This is a genomic window from Agromyces sp. NSFZ (assembly GCF_056156205.1).
Genome location: NZ_CM149585.1, coordinates 597,141 through 622,783, shown reverse-complemented (window position 1 = coordinate 622,783; position 25,643 = coordinate 597,141). Strand labels below are relative to the sequence as shown.

Genomic DNA, 25,643 nt, shown 5'->3' with positions numbered 1-25,643 from the left:
CGTCATGCGCTGTTCACCGCATCGTCGGCCGCCGCTCACCCGTCGGAACGGACTCGACACCTCGCATCCCTACCGTGGGCGTGTTCCCCCAACCGAACAGGAAGCACGTATGACCATGCGCATCCGTACCATCGCCGGCGCCGCGCTCTGCGCGACCGCCTTCGCCCTCATCCCGGCCGGTGCCGCCACGGCCGCCGACGGCCCGATCGGCTTCGACCCGATCGACGGCACCCCCTACTCGACCGCGACCGCCGACTGGACCGAGCCCTTCGTGATCCCCGAGGGCTTCACGCAGCAGCTGCTCGCCGACGAGACCGTGCTCGACATCTACGCGGGCGCCGACGACCTCACCGACATGAACACCGTCAACGAGACCGGCCCCCAGGCCGGCCGCTACCTCTACCGCACCCACGAGGTGGGCTCCAACGGCGCCCTCTCGGTCGTCGACCTGCGGACGGGTGAGGCGAAGGTCATCGCGCAGGACGCCGGCTGGCGGCGCCTCGACGGCCTGCGCTGGACCCCCTGGGGCACGGTGCTCTTCGCCGAGGAGACCGGCGGCGGCCGCCTCTTCGAGGCCTTCCTCGACCCGAAGGACCCGACGGTCGTCACCCACGTCGAGGAGCGCCGGGAGCTCGGCATCCTGCGCCACGAGGGCATCGAGGCGCTCGCCGACGGCACCGCGTTCGTCATCGACGAGCTCAACGGCGGCTCGATCTTCAAGTTCGAGCCGGCCGCGCGCGGGGACCTCTCCGACGGCCAGCTCTACGCGCTGAAGCTCACCGGCCTCTCCGACGCCGAGCAGCTCTGGAACTCGGGTACCTACGACCAGAAGGTCGGCGGCTTCGAGTGGGTCGCCCTCGACATGGACCAGGTCGTCGTCGACGCGGATGCCGCGGCGAACGCCGTCGCCGCGACCGAGTTCGGTCGCCCCGAGGACGTCGAGGTCATCGGCGACGTCCTCTACGTCGCCAACACGTCGGAGGACCGCGTCGTCGCGATCGACCTCGCGAAGCACGAGCTCACCTCGTTCGTCGAGAAGGGCGTCAACGCGCCCGTCGAGGACTCGGGCGCCGGCGTGACGGGCTTCAACAACCCCGACAACCTCGCTCAGGGCCCCGACGGCCGCCTCTGGATCGTCGAGGACAACTTCCTCTCCGACGTGTGGGTCGCGAGCCTCGACACCGACCAGGACGGCACGGCCGACGAAGTCGAGCAGTTCGCATCGCTCGTGGACACCGGCGCTGAGATCTCGGGCATCCACTTCGGCAAGGACCCGAAGACGCTCTTCCTCAACGTCCAGCACCCCGACAAGGCGCTGGCCGACGGCACCTGGACGATCACCAAGCGCTGAGACGCGCGTAGCACGAGGGGCGGGCGACCGGGACATCCGGTGGCCCGCCCTTCGCCGTGCGTCAGCGCTTCTTCGCGGCGTCGATCTCGTCGCGCCGGAGCAGCACGATGCGGTCGACGACCGCGTCGGGCAACGGATGCTCCGGGGTGAACCGGATGGTCCCCTTCGACCGCGAGAACCCCTCGAGCTCCGACTCCAGCGCGGTGATCACGGGCGGACTGAACGGGTACAGGCCGATGTGGTCCTTCGTCGCCATCACGCTGAGCAGCGGCGACTCCCGGTAGCGCAACGCCGGCATGCCGTAGCTGACCCCCTCGACGGCGTCGGGCACGAGCGAGACGGCCCGCGCCCGGATGCGTTCGATCAGGTCCCGCTCCGCGCCGTCGAGTCCCGCGATGTAATCGGTCAGCTCCCCCATGCGCCCCCATGGTACGCCGGGCGTCCTACGCTGGTGGCATGATCCGGCGACGGGTGATCGTGCACGGCGAGGTCCAGGGCGTGGGCTTCCGGTACACGGCACGGCTCGAAGCCCGTCGGCTCGGCGTCGCGGGCTGGGTGCGCAATCGCCGCGACGGCACGGTCGAGGCCGAGATCGAGGGCGACGAGGCATCCGTCGGACGAATGCTCGACTGGCTGGCGCAGGGCCCGCCGGGCGCGCTCGTGCGACGCACCGAGGTCTCGGAGCTCGAGCCCACCGGCGAGCAGGGCTTCGGCGTCACGGGCTGACGGATGCCACGACAGGACCGATCACGATTGGAGCGGCGATGAGCGATTCCTGGGACACCGACCCGGCCGGTGAAGACGAGGAGCAGTGGCGGGAGCGGGTGGTCAACGACGCCGTCGCCGGCGAGCACGTGCCCACCGACGAGGAGCTCGACCTGGACGCGCTCGAGCACGAGGGTCTCAGCGAGGAGACCGGGACGGAGGAGACCGATGAGTGACGGCGATGTGGAGACCGTCTCGAAGCGAGGCCAGTGGGTGAATCGCGTGATCGGCGATCCCGAGCGCTCGCGGAGCTTCCGCTCGAAGCAGGAGGCCATCGTCGCCGGTCGCGAGCTCGCCGCGACCCTCGGGACCAGGCACCGGGTGGTCGACTCGGATGAGACCGGCGCGATCACCGACGAGGACGAGGTGGTCGAGCTCGATCGCGACGCGGGCTCGGCCGTCGACCCGGCGGATCCGGGCGACGGCACGGTGGCCGACCGCGGACCGGCGTCGGGGCCCTGAGCGGGCACGCCGTCGCGGTGCCGCGACGACGAAGGGCCCGCCGGCGGAACCGGCGGACCCTTCGGTCTCGAGTCGCGCGTCGCGCTCCTCGGTCAGCGGTGCTGACTAGATGGCGTTGACGTCCAGCGGGATGCCGGGGCCGAACGTGGTCGACACTGCGCCCTTCTGGATGTAGCGGCCCTTGGCGCTCGACGGCTTGAGACGAACGACCTCTTCGAGGGCGGCCTTGGCGTTCTCCTCGAGCTGCTCGGCCGAGAACGACGACTTGCCGACGACGAAGTGCACGTTGGCGTGCTTGTCGACGCGGAACTCGATCTTGCCGCCCTTGATGTCCTCGACGGCCTTGGCCGGGTTCGGGGTCACGGTGCCGGTCTTCGGGTTCGGCATGAGGCCACGGGGGCCGAGCACCTTGCCGAGACGGCCGACCTGGCCCATGAGCTCGGGCGTGGCGACGGCCGCGTCGAACGACGTGTAACCGCCGGCGACCTTCTCGATGAGCTCGGCGCCGCCGACCTCGTCGGCGCCCGCGGCGATGGCGGCCTCGGCGGCCGGCCCGGTCGCGAAGACGATGACGCGCGCCGTCTTGCCGGTGCCGTGCGGGAGGATGACGGTGCCGCGCACCATCTGGTCGGCCTTGCGGGGGTCGACGCCGAGCTTCAGCGCGACCTCGACGGTGGAGTCGAACTTCGCCGAGCCGGTCTCCTTGGCGAGGGCGACGGCCTCGCGGGGGGTGTAGTACTTGCCGGCCTCGATCTTCTCGGCCGCGGCCCGGTAGGCCTTGGACTTCTGTGCCATGTTGCTTCTCCTTGAGAGAGTGTGGTCATCTGCGCCTGGCAGGCGCTGCCACGAGTGTGAGTTCTGGTGCGTTCGCCGAGCGTGTCGAGGCGAACGGATCCCTTCGACGAGCTCAGGGACCGGAGGCGCTATTCGACCGTGATGCCCATCGAGCGGGCGGTGCCCGCGATGATCTTCGTGGCGGCGTCGACGTCGTTCGCGTTGAGGTCGACCATCTTCGCCTCGGCGATCTCGCGCACCTGGGCCTGGGTGAGCTTGCCCACCTTGGTCGTGTGCGGAACGCCCGAGCCCTTGGCGACGCCGGCAGCCTTCTTGATGAGCTCCGCGGCGGGCGGGGTCTTGAGGATGAACGTGAACGAACGGTCCTCGTAGACGGTGATCTCGACGGGGATGACGTTGCCGCGCTGCGACTCGGTCGCGGCGTTGTACGCCTTGCAGAACTCCATGATGTTCACGCCGTGCTGACCCAGGGCCGGGCCGATGGGCGGGGCCGGGTTCGCGGCGCCGGCCTTGATCTGAAGCTTGATCAGACCAGTGACCTTCTTCTTCGGTGCCATGATTTCTCTCTTTCTGTTCGAACGCCCGCCGTTCGGTCCCATTCGGAGGACCGAGCGCCGGGGCACTCTCCCGCAGTTCCGGCGGATCCGGGCCGCGGTGGTCGATGTGCCTGGCGCAGCACAACCCTCCGATGATACCGGAGGGCGGCTGCAGGTCGGCTGTGGAGGTTAGAGCTTGGTGACCTGGTCGAAGCTGAGCTCGACCGGCGTCTCGCGCTCGAAGAGCGAGACGAGCACGGTGAGCTTGCCGCTCTCGGGCTTGATCTCGCTGATCGTGCCGGGCAGGCCCGCGAACGAGCCGTCCTTGATCGTGATGGTCTCGCCGATCTCGAAGTCGACCTCGGCGGGGATGGCGCGCGCCGCGCCCGTGGCCGCGCCGGCCTTCGCACCCTTGGCGGGCGCGACGTCCTTGATGTCGACGAGCGGCTTCAGCATGTTGAAGGCCTCTTCGAAGCGGAGCGGCGTCGGGTTGTGCGCGTTGCCGACGAAGCCCGTGACACCGGGAGTGTGGCGGATGACCGACCAGCTCTCCTCGTTGAGCTCCATGCGAACCAGCACGTATCCGGGGATGCGCACGCGCGTCACCATCTTGCGCTGGCCGTTCTTGATCTCGACGACGTCTTCCATCGGGACCTCGACCTGGAAGATGTAGTCGGCCATCGCCATCGACTCGCGTCGCTGCTCGATGTTCGCCTTCACACGGCGCTCGAAGCCGGCGTAGGAGTGGATCACGTACCACTTGCCCGGGAGGAAGCGCAGCTCGCTGCGGAACTCGGCATACGGGTCGACGACCTCGGCGTCCTCCTCGATCACGGCCTCGAACGCCGCCTCGGCCTCCTCGGGCGAGTCGATGTCGAGGGCGTCGTCGATCACGGCGTCGGCCTCGGGGTCGGATGCCTCCGCCATCGCGTCGAGCACGGCGTCGAGGTCGACGTCGTTGCCCTCATCGTCGACGACGTGCACGGCCACGTGCTCGGCCGCTTCGACCGAGTCCTCGTCGTGCTCGAGGGTCGAGCCCTCCTGCACCTCGTCTTCCTCCGACGACTGCTCGGCAGCCGTGGCCCAGTCGACGTCGTCGCGCTCAGTCCTTGACACTTCTTCTCGTTTCCTTCTCTTCCGTGCGCCTGCGGGCGCGCAGGTGTCGGTGCCGACGGCCCGATCAGACCCCCGGAGTTCCGAAGACGTACAGCACGAGCCAGCCGAACAACTGGTCGAGGCCCCACACGATCGCCATCACGATGATCACGAACACCAGCACCACGACCGTGAAGCTCAACAGCTCGCGGCGGGTCGGGGTGACCACCTTCTTCAGTTCGGCGATGACCTGTCGGATGAACAACGCGATCCGCGCGAACGGATTGCGCCTCGCAGCGCGGTCGCGCTTCGCATTGGCGACGACGTCCTCGCTGGGTTCGTCGATGATCTTCCGTGCCACCTCGTACACCTTTCGTGGGCCGGCATTCACTGCCGGCTCGCAGGGCGGACAGGACTCGAACCTGCAACCTGCGGTTTTGGAGACCGCTGCTCTACCAATTGAGCCACCGCCCTATGGAGCTCACCGGCATGCCGGCGATGCTCCACCGCTGTCTGGACAGCACAAGTCGACCGCGTTCTTCTGAGGATGAGCCCTGAAAATAGGCGCAGACAAGCTTGGCTGACTTCAACAACCTCAGCAAGTGTATGCGACGGCCGGGGTGGAGTAAAGCCGAGCGGATGCCGCGCACGCGGCCGCCGCCGGCATGGGACCAAGGACCCGCGGTCGACCCGCCGCCCGCCACTAGCCTGACGCCCAGCAACACCGCCGGCGCGATCGCCGTCGGCGCAGCGAGGAGTGAAGGAGTGTTCGACATGAGTGACACCCACGTCACCGGCTGGGTCGGGTGGGGCTGGTTCGCCGGCATCGTCCTGATCATCGCCGGCGCCATCGACATCGCGTACGGCCTCATCGCCGTCTTCCAGCCGGGCAGTGCGTACTTCGTAGCCTCCGAGGGCGAGCTCGTCCTGTTCGACCTGCAGGGCTGGGGTTGGTGGCACACCATCTTCGGCGTCCTGCTGATCCTCGTCGGCGCGGCGCTGTTCACCGGAGCGACCTGGGCTCGCGTCACCGCCATCGTGCTGGTGGCCCTCAACGCCCTCAGCCAGCTGATGCTGCTGCCGCTCCAGCCGTGGTGGTCGATCATCGTCCTCACGCTCGACGTCCTCGTGATCTACGCCCTCACCGTGCACGGCAGGGAGTTCAAGGCGGCCGCGGCGGCTCGCTGACCGGCATCCTCGACGACACGACAGGCCGTGCCGCGCGGCCTGTCGTGTCGCGACCGCGCCCCGTAGGCTGGGATCCGTGACCGAACGCGCCCGCCTCTCCGCCCGCATCGCCGCCATCGCCGAGTCCGCCACGCTCAAGGTGGATGCGAAGGCCAAGGCCCTCCAGGCACAGGGGCATCCGGTCATCTCCTACGCCGCCGGGGAGCCCGACTTCCCCACGCCCGAGTACATCGTCGAGGCGGCGCTCGCGGCCACGCGCGACCCGAAGAACCACCGCTACACGCCCGCGGCCGGCCTCCCCGAACTGCGCGAGGCGGTCGCCGCGAAGACGCTGCGCGACTCGGGGCTCGAGGTCGGCGTGAGCCAGGTCGTCGTGACCAACGGCGGCAAGCAGGCCGTGTACCAGGCGTTCCAGGTGCTGCTCGACCCGGGCGACGAGGTGCTCGTGCCTACCCCGTACTGGACCACCTACCCCGAGGCCATCAAGCTCGCGGGCGGCGTGCAGGTCGACGTCTTCGCCGGCGCCGAGCAGGGCTACCTCGTCACGGTCGAGCAGCTCGAAGCGGCGCGCACGGAGCGCACGAAGGTACTGCTGTTCGTCTCGCCGTCCAACCCGACGGGTGCCGTCTATCCCGCCGAGCAGGTGCGCGCGATCGGCGAGTGGGCGCTCGAGCACGGCATCTGGGTGGTGTCCGACGAGATCTACCAGAACCTCACCTACGCCGACGACCTCGACGGGGTTCCGCCGCGCGCGGTCTCGATCGTCGAGGCGGTGCCGGGGCTCGCCGACCAGGCGATCCTCGTGAACGGCGTCGCGAAGACGTATGCGATGACGGGATGGCGCCTCGGCTGGATGGTCGGACCTGCCGACGTGATCGCGGGCGCCGCGAACCTGCAGTCGCACCTCTCCTCGAACGTGTCGAACATCTCGCAGCGCGCCGCCATCGCCGCACTCACCGGCCCCCAGGACGCGGTGGAGGAGATGCGCCGCGCGTTCGACCGCCGTCGGCATACCATCGTCGACGAGCTCTCGAAGATCGACGGCGTCACGGTGCCGGTGCCGCAGGGCGCGTTCTACGTGTACCCGGATGTCTCGGGGCTCCTCGGCCGGGAATGGGGCCGCGTCACGCCCGCCACCTCGCTCGAGCTCGCCGACCTCATGCTCGAGCAGGCCCAGGTCGCGGCCGTCCCCGGCGAGGCGTTCGGACCGAGCGGATACCTCCGTTTCAGCTATGCGCTCGGCGACGCACCGCTCCTCGAGGGGATCCAGCGCCTCCAGCGCCTGTTCGCCTGAACGAGCACGCGACGCCGCCGGCCCGGGCGCCGGCGTCCTCCGGTCACCCCCGGGTTGGACATTTGTGTAGTCATCCTTGACACGCGGTGCGACTGGGAGGACCATGCATACGTAAGCATTTAGCCAGACTGAACATTTGGGTTCTGTGCGCACTCCTGCCGCGGCCGTCGCCGGGCGAGAGCTCTGCTTGCGATATCTGGGAACTGTCCAAGGAGGTACGGTGAACGAAATCGAAGTCCCGGTGCTCATCGCCGGAGGGAGTCTGGTCGGCCTGACCACGTCGGTCCTGTTGGGCGCGCAGGGCGTGAACAGCCTGGTCGTCGAGAAGCACCGCGGCACGGCGATCCATCCCCGGGCCGCGATGCTGCATCAGCGCACGATCGAGATCTTCCGTGAAGTCGGGCTGAGCGATGCGGTCAGCGATGCCGCGCAGCTGGAGTTCGTGCAGAACGGCGCGATCATGGCGGTCGAGGCGCTGGGCGGCAAGGAGCTCGTCTACTTCCAGAAGAACGTCAACGAGGGCGTCGAGCACCTGAGCCCCGAACCCCGCCTCTTCATCACGCAGATCGGTCTCGAGCCGATCCTCCGCGACGAGGCCGAGCGGCTCGGCGCCGAGCATCGGTTCTCGACCGAGCTCGTCAGCTTCGAGCAGGACGACGCGGGAGTCCGCTCCGTCATCCGTCATCGCGACACCGGCGAGGAGACCCTCGTCCGTTCGCAGTACCTCATCGCGGCCGACGGCGCGCACAGCACCATCCGGGAGCAGTTGGGAATCCGGATGCGCGGGCGCGGCGACTTCGCGAACTGCATCACGATCTACTTCAAGGCCGACATCGACGCGCTCATCGGCGACCGCAATCTCAGTGTCATCTACGTCAACCAGCCCGGCCTGCTCGGCTTCTTCCGTTATGCGATCAACCGGGACGGCGGCTTCCTGGTCGTGTTCTCGGCCCTCGACGAGAACGGCGAGAGGATCGAGGACGTCGGCGCGAACGCCGACACCGAGCAGTGCCTGCGATACGTGCGCACCGCGCTCGGCGCATCCGACGAACTGCCGATCACGATCGAGAGCGTCCAGAAGTGGGCGGCCTCGGCCGGATGGGCCGAGCACTACCAGAACGGTCGCGTGTTCCTCGCCGGAGACTCCGCGCACGTGATGCCGCCCACCGGCGGCTTCGGCGGCAACACCGGCATCGTCGACGCGCACAACCTGGCCTGGAAGATCTCGGCCGTGCTGCACGGCAAGGCCGGCGAGGACCTGCTCGACTCCTACGAGCCCGAGCGACGTCAGGCCGGTGAGATGACCTCGGAGCAGGCGTACTCGCGCTATGTGCTGCGCGTCGACCCGTCGCTGGGCAAGGAGGACATCGAGGAGCCGCTCGACGACGTCGCCATCGAGCTCGGTCCGGTCTACGCGTCAGGTGCCGTCGTCGACTCGGTGTCTTCCGACAAGCCCGTCACGCAGAACCCGCGCGAGCCGGGGGGCCACCTCGGCGCCCGTGCGCCGCACCTCTGGGTCTCGCAGGGCGGCCGACGGGTGTCGACGCTCGACGTGTTCGGCCACGGCTTCGCGCTGCTGGCGGGTGCCGACGGGCAGGCCTGGACGGATGCCGCGAACCGGCTGTCGGGCGACGATGTGACGGCCTACCGCGTCGCGCCGGATGGCGACCTCGTCGCGGACGCCGGCGAGTTCGAGACCGCCTACGGCATCGCGCCGACGGGCGCCGTGCTGGTCCGCCCCGACGGCGTCATCGCGTGGCGGTCCGAAGGCGTCGCCGAGGATCCCGCCACGAAGCTGGACACGGTGCTCCAGCGCATCCTCGCGCGCGACGGGGTGCCCTCCGCGACAGCCTGAGGATGCACGAGAAGCCGCCACCGAAACGAGGTTCGGTGGCGGCTTCGTCGTGCACTGTCGGTCAGTGCGCGTGCGCGCCTTCGCCCTTCTTGTACTGGTAGGGGTTGCTCAGCACCTCGGTCTCGGGGATCTCGGGGTACTGGCCGGCCTCCCAATCGTCGCCGACCTCGCGCTCGAGGTACGCGACCGTGTCGTCGAGCTTGCGCCGGGTGCCCTCGAGGTCGCCCGCGGTGAGCTTGTGCTCGTGCTTGACGACCTCGCCGCCGACGAGCACGGTGTGCACGTCGCCGCGCTGCGCCTGGTAGACGAGCTGGCCCCACGGGTTGATGAGCGGTGCCCATGTCGGCGAGTCGTCGTTCTTCACGAGGATCACGTCGGCGAGCTTGCCCTTCTCGAGGGTGCCGATCTGGTCGCCCTTGCCGAGTGCCTCGGCGCCGCCGCGTGTCGCCAGCCGCACGACCTCCTGCGCGCGCAACGTGACGTGCGTGATCGTCAGTGCGGGCTCGAGCCGGTGCGCGTTGAAGTGCTCGAGCGCCCGGTCGGCGTTGATCGTGGCGCGCATCGCGGAGAACAGGTCGGAGCTGACCCACACGGAGGTGTCGACCGACAGCGACGCCGGGATCCCGTACTGGCGCAGCTTGTGGATCGGCGGGTAGCCCTGGCCGCACGTGTCCTCGGACTCGGTCGCCAGCGAGACGTTGCCGCCGGTCGCCGCGATCTTCTGGTACGACTCGTCGGAGAGCGAGGCGGCATGCACGTACGTGTAGCCCTCCTTCATGACGCCGGCGTCGTAGGCGTTCGCGATGCCCCAGTCGTTCGTGGCACCCCAGACGCCGGCGTGCGTCGTGACCCGCAGTCCGAGCTCCTCGGCGACGCGATACGCGGCGAGCTCGGGGAAGTTCTCGTCCTGGTTCGGGACGTCGAACGCGATCTGCGCCCCGAACAACCGGGAATCGTCGCGCGCTCGCGTGAGCAGCGACTGGATGGCCGGGTCCGCCGTCCACTCCCACGGCGACTGGTGGATGTTGCCGTAGGCGAAGACATACCGTCCGGGCGAGTTCGCGAGCGCGTCGTAGGCGGCTTCGCCGTGTTCGATCGAGCTCAGCCCGTGCGACCAGTCGAGCGTCGTGGTGACCCCTGACTCGATCGCATCGAGCGCCGAGATGAGGTTGCCGGCCGCGTAGTCCTGCGGGCGGAACTTGATGCCGTGCTGCAGGTAATACCACACGAAGTACTGGGTGAGGGTCCAGTCGGCACCGTAGGCACGCATCGCGGTCTGCCACATGTGCCGATGGGTGTCGACGAAGCCCGGCAGGACGATGCCGCCCTTCGCGTCGATCTCGAACGTGCCGTCGGGTACGGCGAGGCCGACTCCGACGTCGGCGATCCTGCCGTCGACGACGAGGACGTCGCCGTCCCGAAGAACGGTGTTCGCATCATCCATCGTGAGCACGATGCCATTGCGGAACACAATCGGCTGGCCCGGCTGCGGTGTTGTCATGGCTGTGTTCATCCTCCTTGATTCACATCGCCATCCGAGCGTCTCGGGGCGCGTCATCGCGCGACTTGCTTTCCCGGTCGGGTGACCCCTTCATGTTAAGCGTTACTGCACAACTAGTCCAGTGCCGGTTGAGCCGCGGAAATCGACGCAAGGTGGCCGGGTTGGGGTAACGTCGGCATCAGCGCGCACGAGGGGGTCCCGCGCGGAGGAGGGCACGATGAGCAATCACACGTATCGGGTCACGGAGATCGTCGGCACGTCGCCCGATGGCATCGACACCGCGATCAGCAACGGCATCGCGCGTGCGGCGGCGACCATCCGCCACATGGACTGGTTCGAGGTCGTCTCGGTCCGCGGAGAGATCGAGGACGGCGCGGTCGCGCACTACCAGGTGACGCTCAAGGTCGGCTTCCGCATCGAAGACGCCTGATCGCCGCATCCGCGCCAAGACACGGGGAACGCCCGCCGTCGGGCCCCCCGGCCCCGAACGACGGGCGTTCGCCTCATCAGTGGATCAGTGCTTGAAGGCGTCCTTGACGTCCTCGGCGGCATCCTTCAGGTCGGCCTTCGCCTGGTCGCGCCTGCCCTCGGCCTCGAGGCGCTCGTCATCGGTGGCCTTGCCTGCGGCTTCCTTCATCTTGCCGCCCATGTCCTCGGCCCGGTTCTCAATGCGGTCGTCGATACCCATGGTCGAACTCCTTCCAGCGGCGGCGGTCTGCCGCGCTCCGTCCTTCATTGAACGCGACCGAGACCGGAAGCGGCAGGGGCTTGATCAGGGGCAGACGACGCGCTAGACGAGCCGGAGCTCGCGGCGCGCCTCCACGGCCACCTCGTCGGCGATCGCGTCGAGCAGCGCCGAGCCGAGGTTCCACTGCTGCCAGTACAGCGGAACGTCGACGGCCGCGCCGCCGAGGCGCACGAGCTCACCGCGCGCGAGTTCGGCGGCCGACTGGAATGCCGGCAGCAGCCCCCACCCGAGGCCGAGCTTCACCGCGATCGCGAAGTCGTTCGAGGCCGGCACGAAGTGCCGAACGGGCTGCGGAACCTCCACTCCGAGGCCGCGCAGGTAGACGGCCTGCAGGTCGTCGCGACGGTCGAAGTCCACGCGAGGAGCGCGGGCGAGCGCCTCGGGGGCCGGCCCATCGGGCAGCCAGCGGGCGACATATGCGGGCGTCGCCACGGCCTCGTAGCGCATGACCGCGAGTGGTCGCACGAGGCATCCGGCCACCGGCGTCGCCTGGGAGGTGACCGCTGCCATGACCGTGCCCGATTCCAGGAGACCCGCCGTGAAGTCCTGGTCGTCGCGATGCAGGTCGAACACGACGGCATGCCGGTCGGCCACCCGGGCGAGGGCGGGCAGGAACCACGTTCCGAGGGAATCGGCGTTCACGGCCAGCGGAATGGACACGGGGCGGCCGGATGCCTCGTCGAGGCCGAACCCGGCGAGCGCGTCCTGCTCCAGCAGGGCGAGCTGGCGCGCGAGGCGCACCACCGCGACGCCGGCATCCGTGGCGCGTACGGGCTTGGAACGCACGACGAGCACGCGCCCGAGCTGCTGCTCGAGCGCCTTCACGCGCTGCGACACCGCCGACGGCGTGAGGCGCAGTCGCTTCGCCGCGGCGTCGAACGTGCCCTCGTCGACGACGACGGCGAGGGTCCGGGCCAGGTCGAGCGGGATCTCCATCTGAAGCAATGCTACAGCCGGTGAAGAATCCTGAACTGGATTGCAGATGCAGCTGCGCCTACCGTCGAAGCGTGCCCATCTCCTCCCTCCTCGCCGGCTTCGGACTCGGCCTGTCGCTCATCGTCGCCATCGGCGCACAGAACCTCTTCGTGCTGCGGCAGGGCATCCGGCGCGAGCACGTCTTCGCCGTCGCCGCGATCTGCGCACTGAGCGACCTCGCGCTCATCGTCGTCGGCGTCTCGGGCATCGGCGCGGTGCTGCAGGCGGTGCCCTGGCTCGTGGAGGTCATCCGCTGGCTCGGTGCGGCGTTCCTCGTGGGCTACGGGGTGCTCGCGGCCCGTCGGGCCGTCAGGCCGAGCGGGGAGGCGCTCGTGACCGACGCGGAACCCCTCTCCGCTGGTCGAGGAGGCGCGCAACGTCGTCTCGAGACCGGCACCTCCACCCCAGCCGTCACCACGACCACCGCACGCCCGCGCACCACCCTCAGTGCCGCCGTGCTCACGTGCCTCGCGCTCACCTGGCTCAACCCGCACGTCTACCTCGATACGGTGTTCCTGCTCGGATCGGTCGCGAACACGCACGGTGACGGGCGGTGGGCGTTCGCCGCCGGCGCCGGCGTGGCGAGCATCGTGTGGTTCTTCGGTCTCGCGTACGGCGCGCGCCTCCTCGGCGGCGTGCTCGGCAGCCCGCGGGCCTGGCGCGTACTCGACGCCGTGATCGCCGTGGTGATGGTGGTGCTCGGCGTCTCCCTCGTGCTGCCGCACTGACCGACGGCCCGCAACGACCGGGACCTTCCTGTCGAGAACGCCTTCCGCCGTTCGTCGTCGGTGCATACCGTGTCAACCAGGGAGGAACCCATCATGGAATACCTGCTCATCGTCGCGACCGACCCCGATGCCGAGCCGTTCGTGCCCGAGGAGGACAACGTCGGCGACTGGGTCGACGACCTCGAGGCTCGCGGCATCCGCATTCGAGGCCAGCGGCTGCGACCGCCGTCGGATGCCACGCTGGTCCGCGTGCGCGACGGCGAACTGCTCGTCACCGACGGCCCGTTCACCGAGTCGAAGGAGTGGATGGCCGGCTACGACATCCTCGAGGTCGAGAGCCTCGACGAGGCCATCGAGATCGCGTCGCGGCATCCGATGGCGCGCTTCGGTCGCATCGAGCTGCGCCCGGCCTGGCCGATGGACGTGCACGAGCCCGGCGCCGAGCGGCACGCGCGCGAACGGGCCGAGGAGACCGCGGCACTCGGATGACCCGCCGCGCCTCCGCGCACCACGATGCCATCACCCGCGCCCACCGAGACGAGTGGGCGCGGGTGGTGGCGACGCTCATCCGGCAGACCGGCGACTGGACGCTCGCCGAGGAATGCGCGGCCGAGGCGTTCGCGCGTGCGGTCGAGCGGTGGCCGGCCGAGGGCGTGCCGCGCAACCCCGGTGCATGGCTCACGACGGTGGCGAAGCACCTCGCCATCGACCGGCTGCGCCGCCGCGCGAACGAGGCGGCGAAGGTGCAGGAGGCCGCCGCGGCCGAGGAGGTCGAGCGCGGCCGGAACGTGGGGCGCCGGGCGGGCGTCGCGCTGCCGGCGGTCGACGCCGCCGACGCGGATGCGGCCGCGGATCCCACCGCCGACTGGGGCGACACCGCGCGAGACGGTGTCGACGATCGGCTCCGGCTCGTCTTCACCTGCTGCCACCCGGCCCTGGCGCTCGAGGCGCGCGTCGCCCTCACGCTGCGCACGCTCGGCGGCCTGACCACCGCCGAGATCGCCCGGGCGTTCCTCGTGCCGGAGGCGACGATGGCGCAGCGCATCGTGCGAGCCAAGCAGCGCATCCGCAACGCGGGCATCCCGTATCGGGTTCCGGATGCCTCGGCGCTGCCCGAACGGCTCGGCGGCGTGCTCGCCGTGCTCTACCTCGTGTTCAACGCGGGGTACTCCGCCTCCGGCGGCGATGCCGAGCGCCGTGGCGCCCTCGCCGACGAGGCGATCCGACTCGCCCGCCTCGTGGTCCGGCTCATGCCCGACGAGGAGGAGGCGGCCGCCCTGCTCGCGCTCATGCTGCTGCAGGACTCGCGGCGGCGGGCCCGCGTCGACGGCGACGGCGAACTCGTGACCCTCGACCGGCAGGACCGTTCGCGGTGGGACGCCGCCGAGATCGCGTCGGGGCTCGCGATCCTCCGTGCCCTCGAGCGCCGGCCCCGCGGCATCCGAGGCTCCTACCGGCTGCAGGCCGAGATCGCCGCCTGCCACGCGGGCGCGCCCACCGCCGATGCCACGGACTTCGAGCGCATCGCGTCCCTCTACGACGAACTCGCCGGCCTCGATCCCTCACCCGTCGTCGCGCTGAATCGCGCGCTCGCGCACGGGTTCGCGGGCCGCGCGCAGGAGGGCCTCGACGAGCTCGACCGGCTCGCGGCATCCGGCGCCCTCGATCGCTACCACCTGCTGCCGGCCGCGCAGGGCGAACTGCTCGCCCGGCTCGGGCGCTCGGATGCCGCGACCACGCGACTGCGAGCCGCCGTCGAGCTCGCGCCGACCGACGCCGAGCGCCGCGCGCTGCGGCGCCGCGTCGAGGAGCTTGGCCCTGGGGCCTGAGGTCCGGATGAGCGATGAGGTGGGGCATCCACCGATCGGTGGAGGGCGAAATCCGCCGGTCCACGGCTGCCGCCGGTCGCGGCGTTCCGCGACGCTTGATGGCATGATCACGAACGATACGGCCGTGCGGGTGCGCGACCTCCACAAGACCTACGGTCGCAGGGCCGCCGTCGATGGGGTGACCTTCGACATCCAGCACGGCGAGACCTTCGCCCTGCTCGGCCCGAACGGGGCCGGCAAGTCCACCACCATCGAGATCCTCGAGGGCTACCGCAGCCGCACCGGCGGCGACGTGCGCGTGCTCGGCATCGATCCGGCGAAGGGCGGGCTCGACTGGAAGGCCCGGCTCGGCATCGTGCTGCAGTCCACCGGAGAGACGGGACTCCTCACCGTGGCCGAGCAGCTGCGGCACTTCGCGGGCTTCTACCCGAACCCTCGCGACGTCGAGGAGGTGATCGCCGCGGTCGGACTCGAGGCCCAGGCGAAGACGCGCATCTGCAAGCTCTCGGGCGGGCAGCAGCGACGCGTCGACGTCGCGCTCGGCATCATCGGCCGGCCCGAGCTGCTGTTCCTCGACGAGCCCACCACGGGATTCGACCCCGAGGCACGGCTGCAGTTCTGGGGACTCATCCGCCGCCTGAAGTCGGAGGGCACGACGATCCTGCTCACCACGCACTACCTCGACGAGGCCGCGCAGCTCGCCGACCGGGCCGGGGTGATCGCCGGGGGTCGCCTCGTCGCCCTCGGCGACATCGACGGGCTCGGCGGCGCGGACGCGCGGGTCCCCCTCGTGCGCTGGGTCGACGGCACCGGCAGCCACGAGCAGCGCACGGAGGAGCCGGGCCTGCTCGTCGCCTCCCTCATCGGCGCACTCGGCCGCGAGCCCGAGGGCCTGGAGGTGATCCGGCCGAGCCTCGAGGACGTGTACCTCCAGCTCGTGCGCGACGTCGCACCCGAGGCCGGCGACGCCGGCGCGTCGCTCGAGGAGGTGGCCGCATGAGCGCCCTGGCCATCGGCGCTGCGCGCATCGGGGTGGAGACGAAGACGTACTTCCGCTCCCCCGACACCCTGTTCTTCACGTTCTTCTTCCCGTTCGTGATGCTCGCGATCTTCACCGCCGCGTTCAGCGCGCAGGGCGAGGTCGGTCCTCCCGGCTCAGAGATCGCGATCGGCGCCTACTACCTGCCCGGCATGATCGCCGCCGGCATCCTGCTCACCGGCGTGCAGAACCTCGCCGTCGACATCGCGCAGGAGAAGAGCAACGGCACCCTCAAGCGGCTCGGCAGCACGCCGCTGTCGCCGCTCGGCTACTTCATCGGCAAGGTCGGTCAGGTGTTCGTCACGGGCACCCTGCAGGCCGCGCTGCTCCTCGCCGCCGGTCGGCTCGTGCTCGGCATCGACCTGCCCACCGAGCCCGAGAAGTGGATCACGTTCGCGTGGGTCTTCGTGCTCGGGCTCGTGACGAGCGCCCTCGTCGGCATCGCCCTCTCGGCGTTGCCGCGCAGCGGCCGAAGCGCGACCGCGGTGGTCATCCCGACCGTGCTGCTGCTGCAGTTCATGTCGGGCGTCTACCTGCAGTGGAACATGCTCCCCGCCTGGCTGCAGGACGTCGCGGGCCTCTTCCCGCTGAAGTGGATCGCGCAGGGCATGCGCTCGGTGTTCCTGCCCGACGGCTGGGAGGTGCTCGAGCAGCAGGAGTCGTGGAACCTGCCCGGCATCGCGATCGCGCTCGGCATCTGGCTCGTGGTCGGGCTCGTGCTCAGCCGGCTCACGTTCCGCTGGATCCGCCGCGACGCCTGAGGCGTGGCCGGTGCGAGAGTAGACGCATGCAGAACGTGCGCTGGTGGGATGCCGCCGCGGCCGGGGTCTCCCTGGTCCTGGCCGGCATCCTCGCCCTCGATCCGCCGTACGGGCCCGACGACGTCGGCGCCTGGGCGTCGATCGCCGCCATGCTGCTGCTCTACGCGCTGCTCGGCCGCCGTCTCGTGCGGCACCAGCGCACGCCGCTCGACCTCGTGCACGCGGCGCTGCTCGCGGCGGTCGTCGGCACCGCCGTCGCGTTCGATCCGTTCATGTCGTTCCTGCAGGCCTTCGCGTACCCGCTGGTGTGGGTGGCCGCCGCGGGGCTCCGCACGGCGATCGCCTCGAACGCGCTCATCGCGGTGGGCGTCGGCGCCGGCTACTACGTCTCGACGTCCGGCAACGTGCTGCTCGCCGCAGGAGTCTCGGCGTTCTCGTTCATCTTCAGCCTCGTGCTCGGCCTGTGGTTCGTGCGCGTCGCCGAGCTCGGCGAGGAACGGGCCCGGCTCCTCGCCGAGCTCGAGGCCGCGCAAGGCGAACTGGCCGCCATGCATCGCGACGCGGGCGTCACGAGCGAGCGGGAGCGGCTCGCTCGCGAGATCCACGACACGCTCGCACAGAGCCTCACCGGGCTCGTGCTGCTCGCCCAGCGCGCGGGACGCGAGATCCGGACGACGGATGCCGCGGGCCTGACGCCGCCCGGCAGCGGCGCAGCACCCGCCGAGACCGTCGCCCTCATCGAGCAGACGGCCCGCGAGGCCCTCGGCGAGGCGCGGGCGCTCGTCGCCGCCAATGCGCCCGTGCACGTCGAATCCGACCTCCCCGACGCGCTCACCCGCCTCGCCGAGCGCTTCACGCGCGAGACCGGGGTGCGGGTGGCCGCCGAGGTCGCCGACGTGCGACCCGGTCGCGACCTCGAGGTCGTGCTCCTGCGCTGCGCGCAGGAGGCGCTCGCGAACGTGCGCAAGCACGCCCACGCGACCTCCGCCGTCGTGCGCGTGACGGCGCACGACGACGTGATCGAGCTCACGGTCGCCGACGACGGAGTGGGCGTGGGTGCTGACGGGGCGAGCGAGCGCTCGGGCTTCGGCGTGACCGGCATGCGCGAACGCCTTGCGCTGGTCGGGGGCCGGCTTTCGCTCGAGCCCGGCGACGGCGGCGGCAGCGTGCTCCGGGCCACCGTGCCCGCACCCGATCGGGAGGTGAGCGCATGATCCGCGTGCTCGTGGTCGACGACCACCCCATCGTGCGCGGCGGCATCGTGAGCCTCCTCGACACCGCCGACGACATCGAGGTGGTCGGCGAGGCGGCCGACGGCGAGGACGCGGTGCGCCGGGTGCTCGAACTCGCGCCCGACCTCGTGCTCATGGACCTGCGGATGCCGAAGCTCGACGGCGCGGGCGCCACCGCGCGCATCCTCGAGGCGAGCCCGCGGACGAAGGTGCTGATCCTCACGACGTACGAGACCGACGACCACATCCTCGGGGCGATCGAGGCCGGGGCATCCGGCTACCTGCTGAAGGCGGCACCGCAGGACGAGATCCTCGAGGGCGTGCGCTCGGTCGTGGCCGGCGAGACGGTGCTCGCGCCGTCGATCGCCGCGAAGCTCGTGTCCCGTGTGCGGTCGGGCGCGGCATCCGCGGCATCCGCGGCCCCCGCGCTGTCGCCGCGGGAGCTCGAAGTGCTGCGGCTCGTCGCCGACGGGAGCTCCAACCCCGAGATCGCGCGCACGCTCTTCATCGGCGAGGCGACCGTGAAGACGCATCTCCTGCACGCCTTCGAGAAGCTCGACGTGAGCGACCGCACGCGCGCCGTCACCCGCGCGATGGAGCTCGGCCTGCTCTGAGCCGGCAACCATCGGTGACGACTCGCTGCCATGGGGCGAGGGAAGGCGGGACGCAAGCCCCTGACGAGATACCGCTCGCGGCATACCCTGAGCGCGTGACCGCCTTCAGGAACCTCCGCGTCGCCGTACGCCGCACCCGCATCCTTCCCGCGTGGGTGCAGCGGACGGATGCCGCGGCGGCGCGCGCGGTGAACCGCCGCCACACGCATCCGCACGTCGACGCCTTCTGGTCGCGGCTCACGGGCTTCGCCGACAACGGCGTGCTCTGGTGGACCCTCGGAGGCGTGCTCGCCGTCACCGGCCGTCGCCGTGCCGCCGCCCGCGGGCTCGGGTCGCTCCTCGCCGCGAGCGCGCTGACGAACCTCATCGCCAAGCGCGTCTTCGGCGGCGACCGGCCGCTCCTCGCCGACGTGCCGATCGGCCGGCGGCTGCCGAAGCCGCCGATCACCCCGTCGTTCCCGTCGGGCCACTCGGCGAGTGCAGCCGCGTTCGCCACGGGCGTCGGGATCGAGCGACCGCGCATCGGGGCGGCGCTCGCGCCGCTCGCCCTCGGCGTCGGCTACTCGCGACTGCACACGGGGGCCCACTGGCTGTCGGATGTCGCGGGAGGTCTCGCGCTCGGCGCGAGTACGGCCGGGCTCGGCGCGCTCGTGGTGCGCCCGGGTCGCGATGCGGAGCGCGTCCATCGTGCCGGCGAGCGGGCCGGCGACCGCACCGCGCCGCGCCGGCCCGGCCGGCAGCGGCCGTTGCAGCGCCGGCAGCCCACGTCGCCCGGCGTCGACCGGCCGCTGCCGGCGTCGCCCGACGGCGAGGGCGTGTTCCTCGTCGTGAATCGCTCCTCGGGTACGAGCGTGATCCGCCCGGACCCGCTTCCCGTCATCGCCGAGCGTCTGCCGCGCGCCGAGGTGCACGTGCTCGACGACGACGAGAGCCCGCGCACCGCCGTGCAGGCGGCGCTGGCCCGCCCGGTCCCGCCGCGCGTCCTCGGCGTGTGCGGCGGCGACGGTTCGGTGGCCGCGGTCGCGCACGAGGCCATCGCGGCGGGCCTGCCGTTGGTCGTCGTGCCCGGCGGCACCTTCAATCATTTCGCGCGAACGGCGGGCGCGGCATCCGTCGACCTCGCCGTCGCCGCGCTGCAGCGCGGCGAGGGGGTGCGAGCGGATGTCGCCGAGTTGGTGTTCGGCGATGAGGAGCCGATCACCGTGCTCAACGCCGCCTCGGTGGGCATCTACCCCGATTTCGTCGCCGTGCGCGAACGTCTGCAACGCCGCCTCGGCAAGTGGCCGGCCGCCGTCGTCGCGGCCGCCCGGGTGCTGCGACGGTCGCAGCCCGTGACGGTCGTCGTGAACGGCCGCCGCGCGCAGGTGTGGAGCCTCGTCGTGGGGGTGGGAGCCGGCGACCCCGGCACGCTCGCACCGCTCCAGCGCCAGCAACTCGACGACGGCGTGCTCGACCTCCGCCTGCTGCACGCCGGCCCCTCACGCGGTGGCGCGGCGGCGGCGCTCGCGTTCGGTCCGCGCGCAAGTGCGGTGCTCCGCTCGCTGCGCCTGCTTCCGCAGCGCATCGAGCGTTTCCGTACCGAGTCGATCGACGTCGTGGTGCGACCGCGGGAAGGGCAACCGCCGGGATTCGCACACGACGGCGAGGTCGCCATCGCCGCACCGCGCTCCGCGACGGCGGCGTTCCCAGGGCATGGGTACCGCACCCGGATTACCATCGCACGTGGGGTGCTCGACGTGTACCGGCCGGCGAGCGATGGCGTCCACACCAGGAGGGGCGAGCAGTGAATCCGTACGAGCAGCGACCATGGCTCACGCACTACGCCACCGGCGTCCCGCACGAGATCGAGGAGCCGACGCGCACGCTCACCGACCTCATCGACGGCGCGGTCGCCCGCTTCGCGCGACGCCCCGCGCTCGAGTTCTTCGGCGCCGAGACGAGCTACCGCGAGCTCGGCGAGCAGATCGCGAAGGCCGCAGAGGGGCTCCGCCGCCTCGGCGTGGTCGCGGGCGACCGGGTCGCCCTCGTGCTGCCGAACTGCCCCCAGCACGTCGTGGCGTTCTACGCGGTGCTCCGGCTCGGCGCCATCGTCGTCGAGCACAACCCGCTCTACACGGCACGCGAGCTGCGACACCAGTTCGAGGACCACGGCGCGACCGTCGCGATCGTGTGGGATGCCGTGGCCGACACGGTGGCCGATTTCCCCCGCGACATCCGACCCGCGCACCTCATCGCCGTCGACCTGACCCGCGCGCTGCCGTTCGTGAAGCGGATGGCGCTGCGCCTGCCGATCCCGAAGGCGCGCGCCTCGCGGGCGGCGCTCACGACGAAGCCGACCTCGCGCGGCGTGCTCGAGTGGGAGCAGGTGGTCGATGCGCGCCCGATCTCGAAGCGGCATCCACGTCCGTCGCTCGACGACACCGCGTTGCTGCAGTACACGAGCGGCACCACCGGCACGCCGAAGGGCGCCGTGCTCAGCCACCGCAACCTGGTCGCCAACGCCACGCAGGGTCGCGCGTGGGTGCCCGGGCTGCGCGACGGCAAGGAGGTCGTCTATGCCGTGCTGCCGCTCTTCCACGCCTACGGCATGACGCTGTGCCTCACGTTCGCGATGAGCATCGGCGCCCGGCTCGTGCTGTTCCCGAAGTTCGACGTCGACCTCGTGTTCCAGGCCGCGAAGCACTCGCCGCCCACGTTCCTGCCGGCCGTGCCGCCCATCTACGACGCCTTGGCGCGCGCTGCCGAGCGCCGCGGCACGGCTCCGCTCCGCGGCATCCGGTACGCGATCTCGGGCGCGATGGCGCTCCCGCCCGCGACGGTCGACCGCTGGGAGAGCGTGACCGGGGGCCTGCTCGTCGAGGGCTACGGGATGACCGAGTCCTCGCCCGTCGCCATCGGCAACCCCATGGGACCCACCCGCCGCCCCGGCACCGTGGGCGTGCCGTTCCCGAGCACCGAGATCCGGGTCGTCGATCCCGAGCACCCCGACGCCGACCGCCCGGCCGGCGAGGAGGGCGAGCTCCTCGTGCGGGGTCCGCAGGTGTTCGAGGGATACTGGCGGCGCCCGGCCGAGACGGCCGAGACGCTGCTGCCCGGAGGGTGGCTCCGGACCGGTGACATCGTGCGCGTCTCCGAGGACGGGTTCGTGACGATCGTCGACCGCGTGAAGGAGCTCATCATCACGGGCGGCTTCAACGTGTCGCCCTCGGAGGTCGAGAACGTGCTGCTCGGGCATCCCGACGTGCGCGGCGCCGCGGTCGTCGGGCTGCCACGCGCCGGCGGCGGCGAGGAGGTCGCGGCCGCCGTCGAGCTGCGCGAGGGCGCCGTCTTCGAGGCGGTCGCGCTGCGCGACTTCTGCCGCGAGAGCCTCACGCCCTACAAGGTGCCGAGGCGCATCGTCGAGGTCGACGAGCTGCCGCGCTCGCTCATCGGCAAGGTGCTGCGGCGCGAGGTGCGCGACGAGCTGCTCGCTCAGCGGGCGGAGGGTTGACCGGCGGCGGCCCTGAGATCGGCCGACCGTGGCCGCACCCTCATCGCAGCCGGCGCACCGCGCACCGCGCACCGCGGTTCGGAGGCTACAGCTCCACGCCGACGAGCACCGGCTCGGGGTGCAGCGCGATGCCGAACTCGGCCTGCACGCGGCTCTGCACGAACCGGGCGAGCTGCGCGACCTCCTCGGCGGTCGCGCCGCCCCGGTTGGTGAGCGCGAGCGTGTGCTTCGACGACACGGCCGCGCGCGACCCGGGCAGGGCGAAGCCACGACGGATGCCGCTATGCTCGATCAGCCACGCGGCCGAGAGCTTCACGAGCGACTCGGCGGGCGGGGCATCCGTCGCGGTTCCGGATGCCTCGAGCGACGCCTGGTGGGCGAGGAACTGGTCGAGCGGCGATTCGTCGAGCACGCCCGCCGCGATGGGGACGATCTCGTCGGCGGCGTCCTCCTCGAGGTACCAGCGCGGCGCATCGCCCGGCAGGGTGCGCGCGACCCGCTCAGGGACGATCGGGTTCGTGAAGAACGAGCCGGCACTCACCGAATCGGGATCGGCCGGGTTCAGCACCATGCCCTTGGAGGAGCGCAGTGCGAGCACGGCCTCCCGCACGCGCGAGATCGGCACGCGGTCGCCGAGGTTCACGTGCAGCGCGTCGGCGAGCTGCCCGTAGGCGATCGGCTGGCCGAGCGCCTCGCCGAGCACGGCGCGCTCGGCGGACGTGTCGTGCAACTGGAGCTCCACCGAGACGACGACGCCGCGGAGTCCGCGCTTCAGCACCGACGTGCGGTAGCCGAGCTCGAGCTCGTCGGCGGTCATGCGGCGCGGGACATCCGCCCCCTCCTCGAGGAACTCGACCGCGACGAGCGTGGACTCGAGCTCCTGCCCGTAGGCGCCGATGTTCTGCACGGGCGCGGCGCCCACCGAGCCCGGGATGCCCGAGAGCGCCTCGATGCCGGCGAAGCCGTGCTCGACGGTCCAGGCGACGAGGGCGTCCCAGTCCTCGCCGGCCTGCACGCGGATGCGGGTCGTGCCGGGAGCGGGGGCGTCGACCGCGTTGGGTGGGATGTCGCGCGGCGGAAGCACCTCGATGCCCTTCGTCAGCACGCGGATGACCGTGCCGTCGAACCCGTCGTCGCCGACCAGCAGGTTCGAGCCGCCGCCGAGCACGAGCCACGGCTCGCCGTCGTTCCACGCCTCGGTCACCAGGTCGACGAGGTCGCGCTGGGTCGTGGCGGTCACGAGCCGGCCGATGGGACCGCCGACCTGCAGCGTCGTGAGCTCGGAGAACGGGATGTCGGTGGCCATGTCAGTCGAGTGCGACGCGTACCTGCGCCTTGCCGAGCACGGTGTCGTCGCCGACCTTCACGGTGAGGTCGATGCGGGCCACCCGGGCCTCGGCGTCGAGCTGGCCGACCTTCGCGGCGACGGCGACGTTCGCACCGGCCTCGGGATCGACGACGACGGGTCGCGTGAAGCGCACCTGGTAGTCGCGGATGCGTCCGGGGTCGCCGACCCAGTCGACGACGGGCTGCACGGCGAAGCCCATGGTGAGCATGCCGTGCGCGAGCACGCCCGGAAGGCCGACCTGCTGCGCGATGTCGTCGCGGTAGTGGATGGGATTGAAGTCGCCGGACGCCCCGGCATAGCGCACGAGCGAATCCCGCGTGAGCGGGAACGAACGCTCGGCGACGACGTCGCCGACGGTCAGGCTGTCGAAAGCGGGCGTGGCCATCACTCCTCCCCTCGCACCACGAGCGTCGAGATCGCGGTGACGACGTGCTCGCCCGCGGCATCCGCGATGTTCGACTCGGCTGTCACGATCGAGTGCCCGCCGAGGGTCTTCACGCTCGAGACCGTGAGCGTGGCCGTCAGCAGGTCGCCCGCGACGATCGGCCGCGTGGAGGTGAAGCGCTGGTCGCCGTGCACCACGCGTGAGAAGTCGATGCCCGAGTCGGGCTCGGCGAGGAGTTGCGCGAGCGTCTGCTCCTGGACGACGACCGCGAACGTCGGCGGCGCCACGACGTCGTCGTACCCGGCCGCGCGCGCAGCGTCGACGTCGAGGTTGATCGGGTTGGTCGCGAAGACGGCGCGGGCGAACTCGCGCACCTTCTCGCGTCCGACGAGATACGGCTCGGTCGGCGGGAAGATCCGCCCCTGCAGCTCGGGGTTCACTGGCACCCCGACAGTCTATGCGGGGGGCGCGGCGCCTTCCTCGGGCCGGCCGGTCAGCGCCTGCCGCCGCCGAGGAGTCCGCCGAGGATGTCGCCGAGCCCGCCGCCGGAGCTGGAGCCGCCGGAGCCGCTGCCGCCGAGGAGTCCGCCCAGCAGGCCGCCGAGGCCGCCTCCCGACCCATCGGAACCCGAACCGCCGCCCAGCAGGCCGCCGAGGATGTCACCGATGCCCCCGCTGCCCGATCCCGTCTCTTCGCGTTCGGCTGCGCTCTCGTCGGCGGCCTTCTCGCTCTGCTTCTTCGAGAACTGCTTGGCGAGGTACGCCAGCACGATCGGAGCGAGGATCGGCAGGAGCTTGCCGATGAGGTCGCCCGCGCCGGTCTCCTTCTTCTCCTTGTCGTCGAGGGCGGACACGACCCGGTCGGTGTTGTCGCCGAACACGTTCCGCACGATCTTGCGACCGTCCTCTTCGTCGACGTCGCCCAGGTTCACGCCACCCTCGACGAGGGCGGGATCGTGGCGGGTGACGGCCCGCTCGAGCGAGGCCGCTCCCGCCGGGTCGGTGGCGTTGGCGCCCATTCCGGCGACGAGCGCCGGCAGGGCGTCGTCGACCGCCTTGCGCGCGGTCGCCTCGTCGACGCCGAGTCGTGCGGCGATGTCGCCGATCGGCAGTTGCGACCTGAGGTCATCGAGTCCAGCCATGCGGGTCCCCCGTTCCCGCGCCCGCCGTCGGGCGCTCGGGGTTCACGCTACCCGGGCGGCAGGCGCGGGTGAAGGGATTGCGACGATGGCAGGTCGCCCGCCGATGCCGTCGAGCTGGGCCGCGTTGCTCGCCGCACGGAGTCGGTCGGGCCCAGCGGCCACGTGTCGACGAACCTTTCCCTCTCGGAAGTTCGCACCACTTCGGTACTCCGGCACTTCGGCACCTCGGCACTCCGGCACTCCGGTACTCCGGCACCTCGGCACCTCGGCACTCCGGCACTCCGGCACCTCGGCACCTCGGCACTCCGGCACTCCGGCACCTCGGCACCTCGGCACTCCGGCACTCCGGCACCCCGACACTCCGGCACCCCGGCACTCCGGCACTCCGGCACTCCGGCACCCCGACACTCCGGCACCTCGGCACCCCGGCACCTCGGCACCCCGGCACCCCGGCACCCCGGCACCCCGGCACCCCGGCACCTCGGCACCCCGACACCCCGACACCCCGACA

At 71.1% G+C, this 25,643-nt stretch carries 29 protein-coding genes and 1 tRNA gene; 17 read left to right on the top strand and 13 right to left on the bottom strand.

Annotation, left to right across the window (positions count from 1 at the left end; all coding sequences use genetic code 11):
* Window positions 1-109: 109 nt before the first annotated feature.
* Window positions 110-1,351: an alkaline phosphatase PhoX gene (locus ACVFI9_RS02985; RefSeq protein ID WP_474764557.1), complete on the top strand. Its 1,242-nt coding sequence runs from the start codon at window positions 110-112 to the stop codon at window positions 1,349-1,351.
* A gap of 61 nt (window positions 1,352-1,412) precedes the next feature.
* On the opposite strand, the gene ACVFI9_RS02980 is transcribed toward ACVFI9_RS02985, so the two are convergent.
* Window positions 1,413-1,769 (bottom strand): iron chaperone, encoded by a 357-nt coding sequence (locus ACVFI9_RS02980; RefSeq protein WP_474764556.1) that lies wholly within the window; start codon window positions 1,767-1,769, stop codon window positions 1,413-1,415.
* 38 nt (window positions 1,770-1,807) lie between these two features.
* On the opposite strand from ACVFI9_RS02980, the gene ACVFI9_RS02975 reads away from it, so the two are divergent.
* From ACVFI9_RS02975 to ACVFI9_RS02965, 3 genes are read left to right on the top strand one after another with little or no spacing between them, the layout of a single operon-like run.
* Window positions 1,808-2,077, top strand: coding sequence for an acylphosphatase (locus ACVFI9_RS02975; protein WP_474764555.1), 270 nt, complete (start codon window positions 1,808-1,810; stop codon window positions 2,075-2,077).
* A 38-nt stretch (window positions 2,078-2,115) separates the two neighbouring features.
* The gene (locus tag ACVFI9_RS02970; protein WP_474764554.1) at window positions 2,116-2,292 is read left to right on the top strand and encodes a hypothetical protein; all 177 of its coding nucleotides are present in this window, start codon (window positions 2,116-2,118) and stop codon (window positions 2,290-2,292) included.
* Window positions 2,285-2,578, top strand: coding sequence for a DUF2188 domain-containing protein (locus ACVFI9_RS02965; protein WP_474764553.1), 294 nt, complete (start codon window positions 2,285-2,287; stop codon window positions 2,576-2,578). Before ACVFI9_RS02970 ends, ACVFI9_RS02965 begins: the two co-directional genes overlap by 8 nt.
* A gap of 105 nt (window positions 2,579-2,683) precedes the next feature.
* Here ACVFI9_RS02965 and rplA read toward each other — a convergent pair whose 3' ends face one another.
* The 5 genes from rplA to ACVFI9_RS02940 form a co-directional block, all read right to left on the bottom strand.
* Window positions 2,684-3,373, bottom strand: a complete 690-nt coding sequence (rplA, locus tag ACVFI9_RS02960; RefSeq protein WP_474764552.1) for a 50S ribosomal protein L1 — start codon at window positions 3,371-3,373, stop codon at window positions 2,684-2,686.
* A 128-nt stretch (window positions 3,374-3,501) separates the two neighbouring features.
* The gene (rplK, locus tag ACVFI9_RS02955) at window positions 3,502-3,930 is read right to left on the bottom strand and encodes a 50S ribosomal protein L11 (protein WP_474764551.1); all 429 of its coding nucleotides are present in this window, start codon (window positions 3,928-3,930) and stop codon (window positions 3,502-3,504) included.
* 168 nt (window positions 3,931-4,098) lie between these two features.
* Window positions 4,099-5,025, bottom strand: coding sequence for a transcription termination/antitermination protein NusG (nusG, locus tag ACVFI9_RS02950; protein ID WP_474764550.1), 927 nt, complete (start codon window positions 5,023-5,025; stop codon window positions 4,099-4,101).
* 64 nt (window positions 5,026-5,089) lie between these two features.
* On the bottom strand, window positions 5,090-5,365 hold the full coding sequence (gene secE, locus ACVFI9_RS02945) for a preprotein translocase subunit SecE (protein WP_474764549.1): 276 nt from the start codon (window positions 5,363-5,365) through the stop codon (window positions 5,090-5,092).
* 40 nt (window positions 5,366-5,405) lie between these two features.
* Window positions 5,406-5,478 (bottom strand) — tRNA-Trp (locus ACVFI9_RS02940).
* A gap of 300 nt (window positions 5,479-5,778) precedes the next feature.
* Here ACVFI9_RS02940 and ACVFI9_RS02935 point away from each other — a divergent pair.
* From ACVFI9_RS02935 to ACVFI9_RS02925, 3 genes are all read left to right on the top strand, one after another.
* Window positions 5,779-6,192, top strand: coding sequence for a DUF7144 family membrane protein (locus tag ACVFI9_RS02935; protein WP_474764548.1), 414 nt, complete (start codon window positions 5,779-5,781; stop codon window positions 6,190-6,192).
* 76 nt (window positions 6,193-6,268) lie between these two features.
* Window positions 6,269-7,486, top strand: a complete 1,218-nt coding sequence (locus ACVFI9_RS02930) for a pyridoxal phosphate-dependent aminotransferase (RefSeq protein WP_474764547.1) — start codon at window positions 6,269-6,271, stop codon at window positions 7,484-7,486.
* A 220-nt stretch (window positions 7,487-7,706) separates the two neighbouring features.
* A complete protein-coding gene (locus ACVFI9_RS02925; protein ID WP_474764546.1) occupies window positions 7,707-9,341 on the top strand; it encodes an FAD-dependent monooxygenase in 1,635 nt (544 codons plus the stop codon).
* A gap of 61 nt (window positions 9,342-9,402) precedes the next feature.
* Here the strand turns inward: ACVFI9_RS02925 and ACVFI9_RS02920 are convergent, their stop codons facing one another.
* On the bottom strand, window positions 9,403-10,842 hold the full coding sequence (locus tag ACVFI9_RS02920; protein WP_474764545.1) for an amidohydrolase family protein: 1,440 nt from the start codon (window positions 10,840-10,842) through the stop codon (window positions 9,403-9,405).
* Window positions 10,843-11,059: 217 nt separating this feature from the next.
* Here ACVFI9_RS02920 and ACVFI9_RS02915 point away from each other — a divergent pair, with 217 nt between their 5' ends.
* Entirely contained in the window at window positions 11,060-11,272 is a 213-nt protein-coding gene (locus ACVFI9_RS02915; protein ID WP_360518494.1) for a dodecin, read from the top strand.
* A gap of 84 nt (window positions 11,273-11,356) precedes the next feature.
* Here ACVFI9_RS02915 and ACVFI9_RS02910 read toward each other — a convergent pair whose 3' ends face one another.
* Both ACVFI9_RS02910 and ACVFI9_RS02905 read right to left on the bottom strand, forming a co-directional pair.
* Window positions 11,357-11,530, bottom strand: coding sequence for a CsbD family protein (locus ACVFI9_RS02910; RefSeq protein WP_474764544.1), 174 nt, complete (start codon window positions 11,528-11,530; stop codon window positions 11,357-11,359).
* A 102-nt stretch (window positions 11,531-11,632) separates the two neighbouring features.
* Window positions 11,633-12,526, bottom strand: coding sequence for a LysR family transcriptional regulator ArgP (locus ACVFI9_RS02905; protein ID WP_474764543.1), 894 nt, complete (start codon window positions 12,524-12,526; stop codon window positions 11,633-11,635).
* A gap of 77 nt (window positions 12,527-12,603) precedes the next feature.
* Between ACVFI9_RS02905 and ACVFI9_RS02900 the strand changes: the two genes are divergently transcribed.
* The 9 genes from ACVFI9_RS02900 to ACVFI9_RS02860 all read left to right on the top strand — a co-directional run bounded on the left by ACVFI9_RS02900 (window position 12,604) and on the right by ACVFI9_RS02860 (window position 22,258).
* Window positions 12,604-13,293 (top strand): LysE/ArgO family amino acid transporter, encoded by a 690-nt coding sequence (locus ACVFI9_RS02900; protein ID WP_474766356.1) that lies wholly within the window; start codon window positions 12,604-12,606, stop codon window positions 13,291-13,293.
* A 93-nt stretch (window positions 13,294-13,386) separates the two neighbouring features.
* Window positions 13,387-13,782 (top strand): YciI family protein, encoded by a 396-nt coding sequence (locus tag ACVFI9_RS02895; RefSeq protein ID WP_474764542.1) that lies wholly within the window; start codon window positions 13,387-13,389, stop codon window positions 13,780-13,782.
* Window positions 13,779-15,122, top strand: coding sequence for an RNA polymerase sigma factor (locus ACVFI9_RS02890; RefSeq protein WP_474764541.1), 1,344 nt, complete (start codon window positions 13,779-13,781; stop codon window positions 15,120-15,122). The genes ACVFI9_RS02895 and ACVFI9_RS02890 overlap by 4 nt, the downstream gene beginning before the upstream one ends.
* A gap of 103 nt (window positions 15,123-15,225) precedes the next feature.
* The gene (locus tag ACVFI9_RS02885) at window positions 15,226-16,122 is read left to right on the top strand and encodes an ABC transporter ATP-binding protein (protein WP_474764540.1); all 897 of its coding nucleotides are present in this window, start codon (window positions 15,226-15,228) and stop codon (window positions 16,120-16,122) included.
* Window positions 16,119-16,922 carry an ABC transporter permease gene (locus ACVFI9_RS02880; protein WP_474764539.1) on the top strand — a complete coding sequence of 268 codons (804 nt, stop codon included), beginning with the start codon at window positions 16,119-16,121 and terminating at the stop codon, window positions 16,920-16,922. The genes ACVFI9_RS02885 and ACVFI9_RS02880 overlap by 4 nt, the downstream gene beginning before the upstream one ends.
* 26 nt (window positions 16,923-16,948) lie before the next feature.
* Entirely contained in the window at window positions 16,949-18,136 is a 1,188-nt protein-coding gene (locus ACVFI9_RS02875) for a sensor histidine kinase (protein WP_474764538.1), read from the top strand.
* Entirely contained in the window at window positions 18,133-18,768 is a 636-nt protein-coding gene (locus ACVFI9_RS02870; protein ID WP_474764537.1) for a response regulator, read from the top strand. The genes ACVFI9_RS02875 and ACVFI9_RS02870 overlap by 4 nt, the downstream gene beginning before the upstream one ends.
* A 95-nt stretch (window positions 18,769-18,863) precedes the next feature.
* Window positions 18,864-20,555 carry a phosphatase PAP2 family protein gene (locus ACVFI9_RS02865; protein ID WP_474764536.1) on the top strand — a complete coding sequence of 564 codons (1,692 nt, stop codon included), beginning with the start codon at window positions 18,864-18,866 and terminating at the stop codon, window positions 20,553-20,555.
* Window positions 20,552-22,258, top strand: a complete 1,707-nt coding sequence (locus ACVFI9_RS02860; protein ID WP_474764535.1) for a long-chain-fatty-acid--CoA ligase — start codon at window positions 20,552-20,554, stop codon at window positions 22,256-22,258. The genes ACVFI9_RS02865 and ACVFI9_RS02860 overlap by 4 nt, the downstream gene beginning before the upstream one ends.
* An 85-nt stretch (window positions 22,259-22,343) precedes the next feature.
* Here the strand turns inward: ACVFI9_RS02860 and ACVFI9_RS02855 are convergent, their stop codons facing one another.
* The 4 genes from ACVFI9_RS02855 to ACVFI9_RS02840 are packed head-to-tail and all read right to left on the bottom strand — an operon-like array spanning window position 22,344 to window position 25,132.
* Window positions 22,344-23,564: a UDP-N-acetylmuramate dehydrogenase gene (locus ACVFI9_RS02855; RefSeq protein WP_474764534.1), complete on the bottom strand. Its 1,221-nt coding sequence runs from the start codon at window positions 23,562-23,564 to the stop codon at window positions 22,344-22,346.
* A 1-nt stretch (window position 23,565) separates the two neighbouring features.
* On the bottom strand, window positions 23,566-23,991 hold the full coding sequence (locus tag ACVFI9_RS02850; RefSeq protein ID WP_474764533.1) for a MaoC family dehydratase: 426 nt from the start codon (window positions 23,989-23,991) through the stop codon (window positions 23,566-23,568).
* Entirely contained in the window at window positions 23,991-24,437 is a 447-nt protein-coding gene (locus tag ACVFI9_RS02845) for an FAS1-like dehydratase domain-containing protein (protein WP_474764532.1), read from the bottom strand. Before ACVFI9_RS02845 ends, ACVFI9_RS02850 begins: the two co-directional genes overlap by 1 nt.
* Before the next feature lie 47 nt (window positions 24,438-24,484).
* Entirely contained in the window at window positions 24,485-25,132 is a 648-nt protein-coding gene (locus tag ACVFI9_RS02840; RefSeq protein ID WP_474764531.1) for a DUF937 domain-containing protein, read from the bottom strand.
* Window positions 25,133-25,643 lie beyond the last annotated feature (511 nt).

Bases quoted from the DNA above. Each gene is read 5' to 3' on its own strand.
- ACVFI9_RS02985 (WP_474764557.1), top strand. From the start codon at position 110: ATGACCATGCGCATCCGTACCATCGCCGGCGCCGCGCTCTGCGCGACC.
- ACVFI9_RS02980 (WP_474764556.1), bottom strand. From the start codon at position 1,769: ATGGGGGAGCTGACCGATTACATCGCGGGACTCGACGGCGCGGAGCGG.
- ACVFI9_RS02975 (WP_474764555.1), top strand. From the start codon at position 1,808: ATGATCCGGCGACGGGTGATCGTGCACGGCGAGGTCCAGGGCGTGGGC.
- ACVFI9_RS02970 (WP_474764554.1), top strand. From the start codon at position 2,116: ATGAGCGATTCCTGGGACACCGACCCGGCCGGTGAAGACGAGGAGCAG.
- ACVFI9_RS02965 (WP_474764553.1), top strand. From the start codon at position 2,285: ATGAGTGACGGCGATGTGGAGACCGTCTCGAAGCGAGGCCAGTGGGTG.
- rplA (WP_474764552.1), bottom strand. From the start codon at position 3,373: ATGGCACAGAAGTCCAAGGCCTACCGGGCCGCGGCCGAGAAGATCGAG.
- rplK (WP_474764551.1), bottom strand. From the start codon at position 3,930: ATGGCACCGAAGAAGAAGGTCACTGGTCTGATCAAGCTTCAGATCAAG.
- ACVFI9_RS02935 (WP_474764548.1), top strand. From the start codon at position 5,779: ATGAGTGACACCCACGTCACCGGCTGGGTCGGGTGGGGCTGGTTCGCC.
- ACVFI9_RS02920 (WP_474764545.1), bottom strand. From the start codon at position 10,842: ATGACAACACCGCAGCCGGGCCAGCCGATTGTGTTCCGCAATGGCATC.
- ACVFI9_RS02915 (WP_360518494.1), top strand. From the start codon at position 11,060: ATGAGCAATCACACGTATCGGGTCACGGAGATCGTCGGCACGTCGCCC.
- ACVFI9_RS02910 (WP_474764544.1), bottom strand. From the start codon at position 11,530: ATGGGTATCGACGACCGCATTGAGAACCGGGCCGAGGACATGGGCGGC.
- ACVFI9_RS02905 (WP_474764543.1), bottom strand. From the start codon at position 12,526: ATGGAGATCCCGCTCGACCTGGCCCGGACCCTCGCCGTCGTCGTCGAC.
- ACVFI9_RS02895 (WP_474764542.1), top strand. From the start codon at position 13,387: ATGGAATACCTGCTCATCGTCGCGACCGACCCCGATGCCGAGCCGTTC.
- ACVFI9_RS02890 (WP_474764541.1), top strand. From the start codon at position 13,779: ATGACCCGCCGCGCCTCCGCGCACCACGATGCCATCACCCGCGCCCAC.
- ACVFI9_RS02885 (WP_474764540.1), top strand. From the start codon at position 15,226: ATGATCACGAACGATACGGCCGTGCGGGTGCGCGACCTCCACAAGACC.
- ACVFI9_RS02880 (WP_474764539.1), top strand. From the start codon at position 16,119: ATGAGCGCCCTGGCCATCGGCGCTGCGCGCATCGGGGTGGAGACGAAG.
- ACVFI9_RS02875 (WP_474764538.1), top strand. From the start codon at position 16,949: ATGCAGAACGTGCGCTGGTGGGATGCCGCCGCGGCCGGGGTCTCCCTG.
- ACVFI9_RS02870 (WP_474764537.1), top strand. From the start codon at position 18,133: ATGATCCGCGTGCTCGTGGTCGACGACCACCCCATCGTGCGCGGCGGC.
- ACVFI9_RS02855 (WP_474764534.1), bottom strand. From the start codon at position 23,564: ATGGCCACCGACATCCCGTTCTCCGAGCTCACGACGCTGCAGGTCGGC.
- ACVFI9_RS02850 (WP_474764533.1), bottom strand. From the start codon at position 23,991: ATGGCCACGCCCGCTTTCGACAGCCTGACCGTCGGCGACGTCGTCGCC.
- ACVFI9_RS02840 (WP_474764531.1), bottom strand. From the start codon at position 25,132: ATGGCTGGACTCGATGACCTCAGGTCGCAACTGCCGATCGGCGACATC.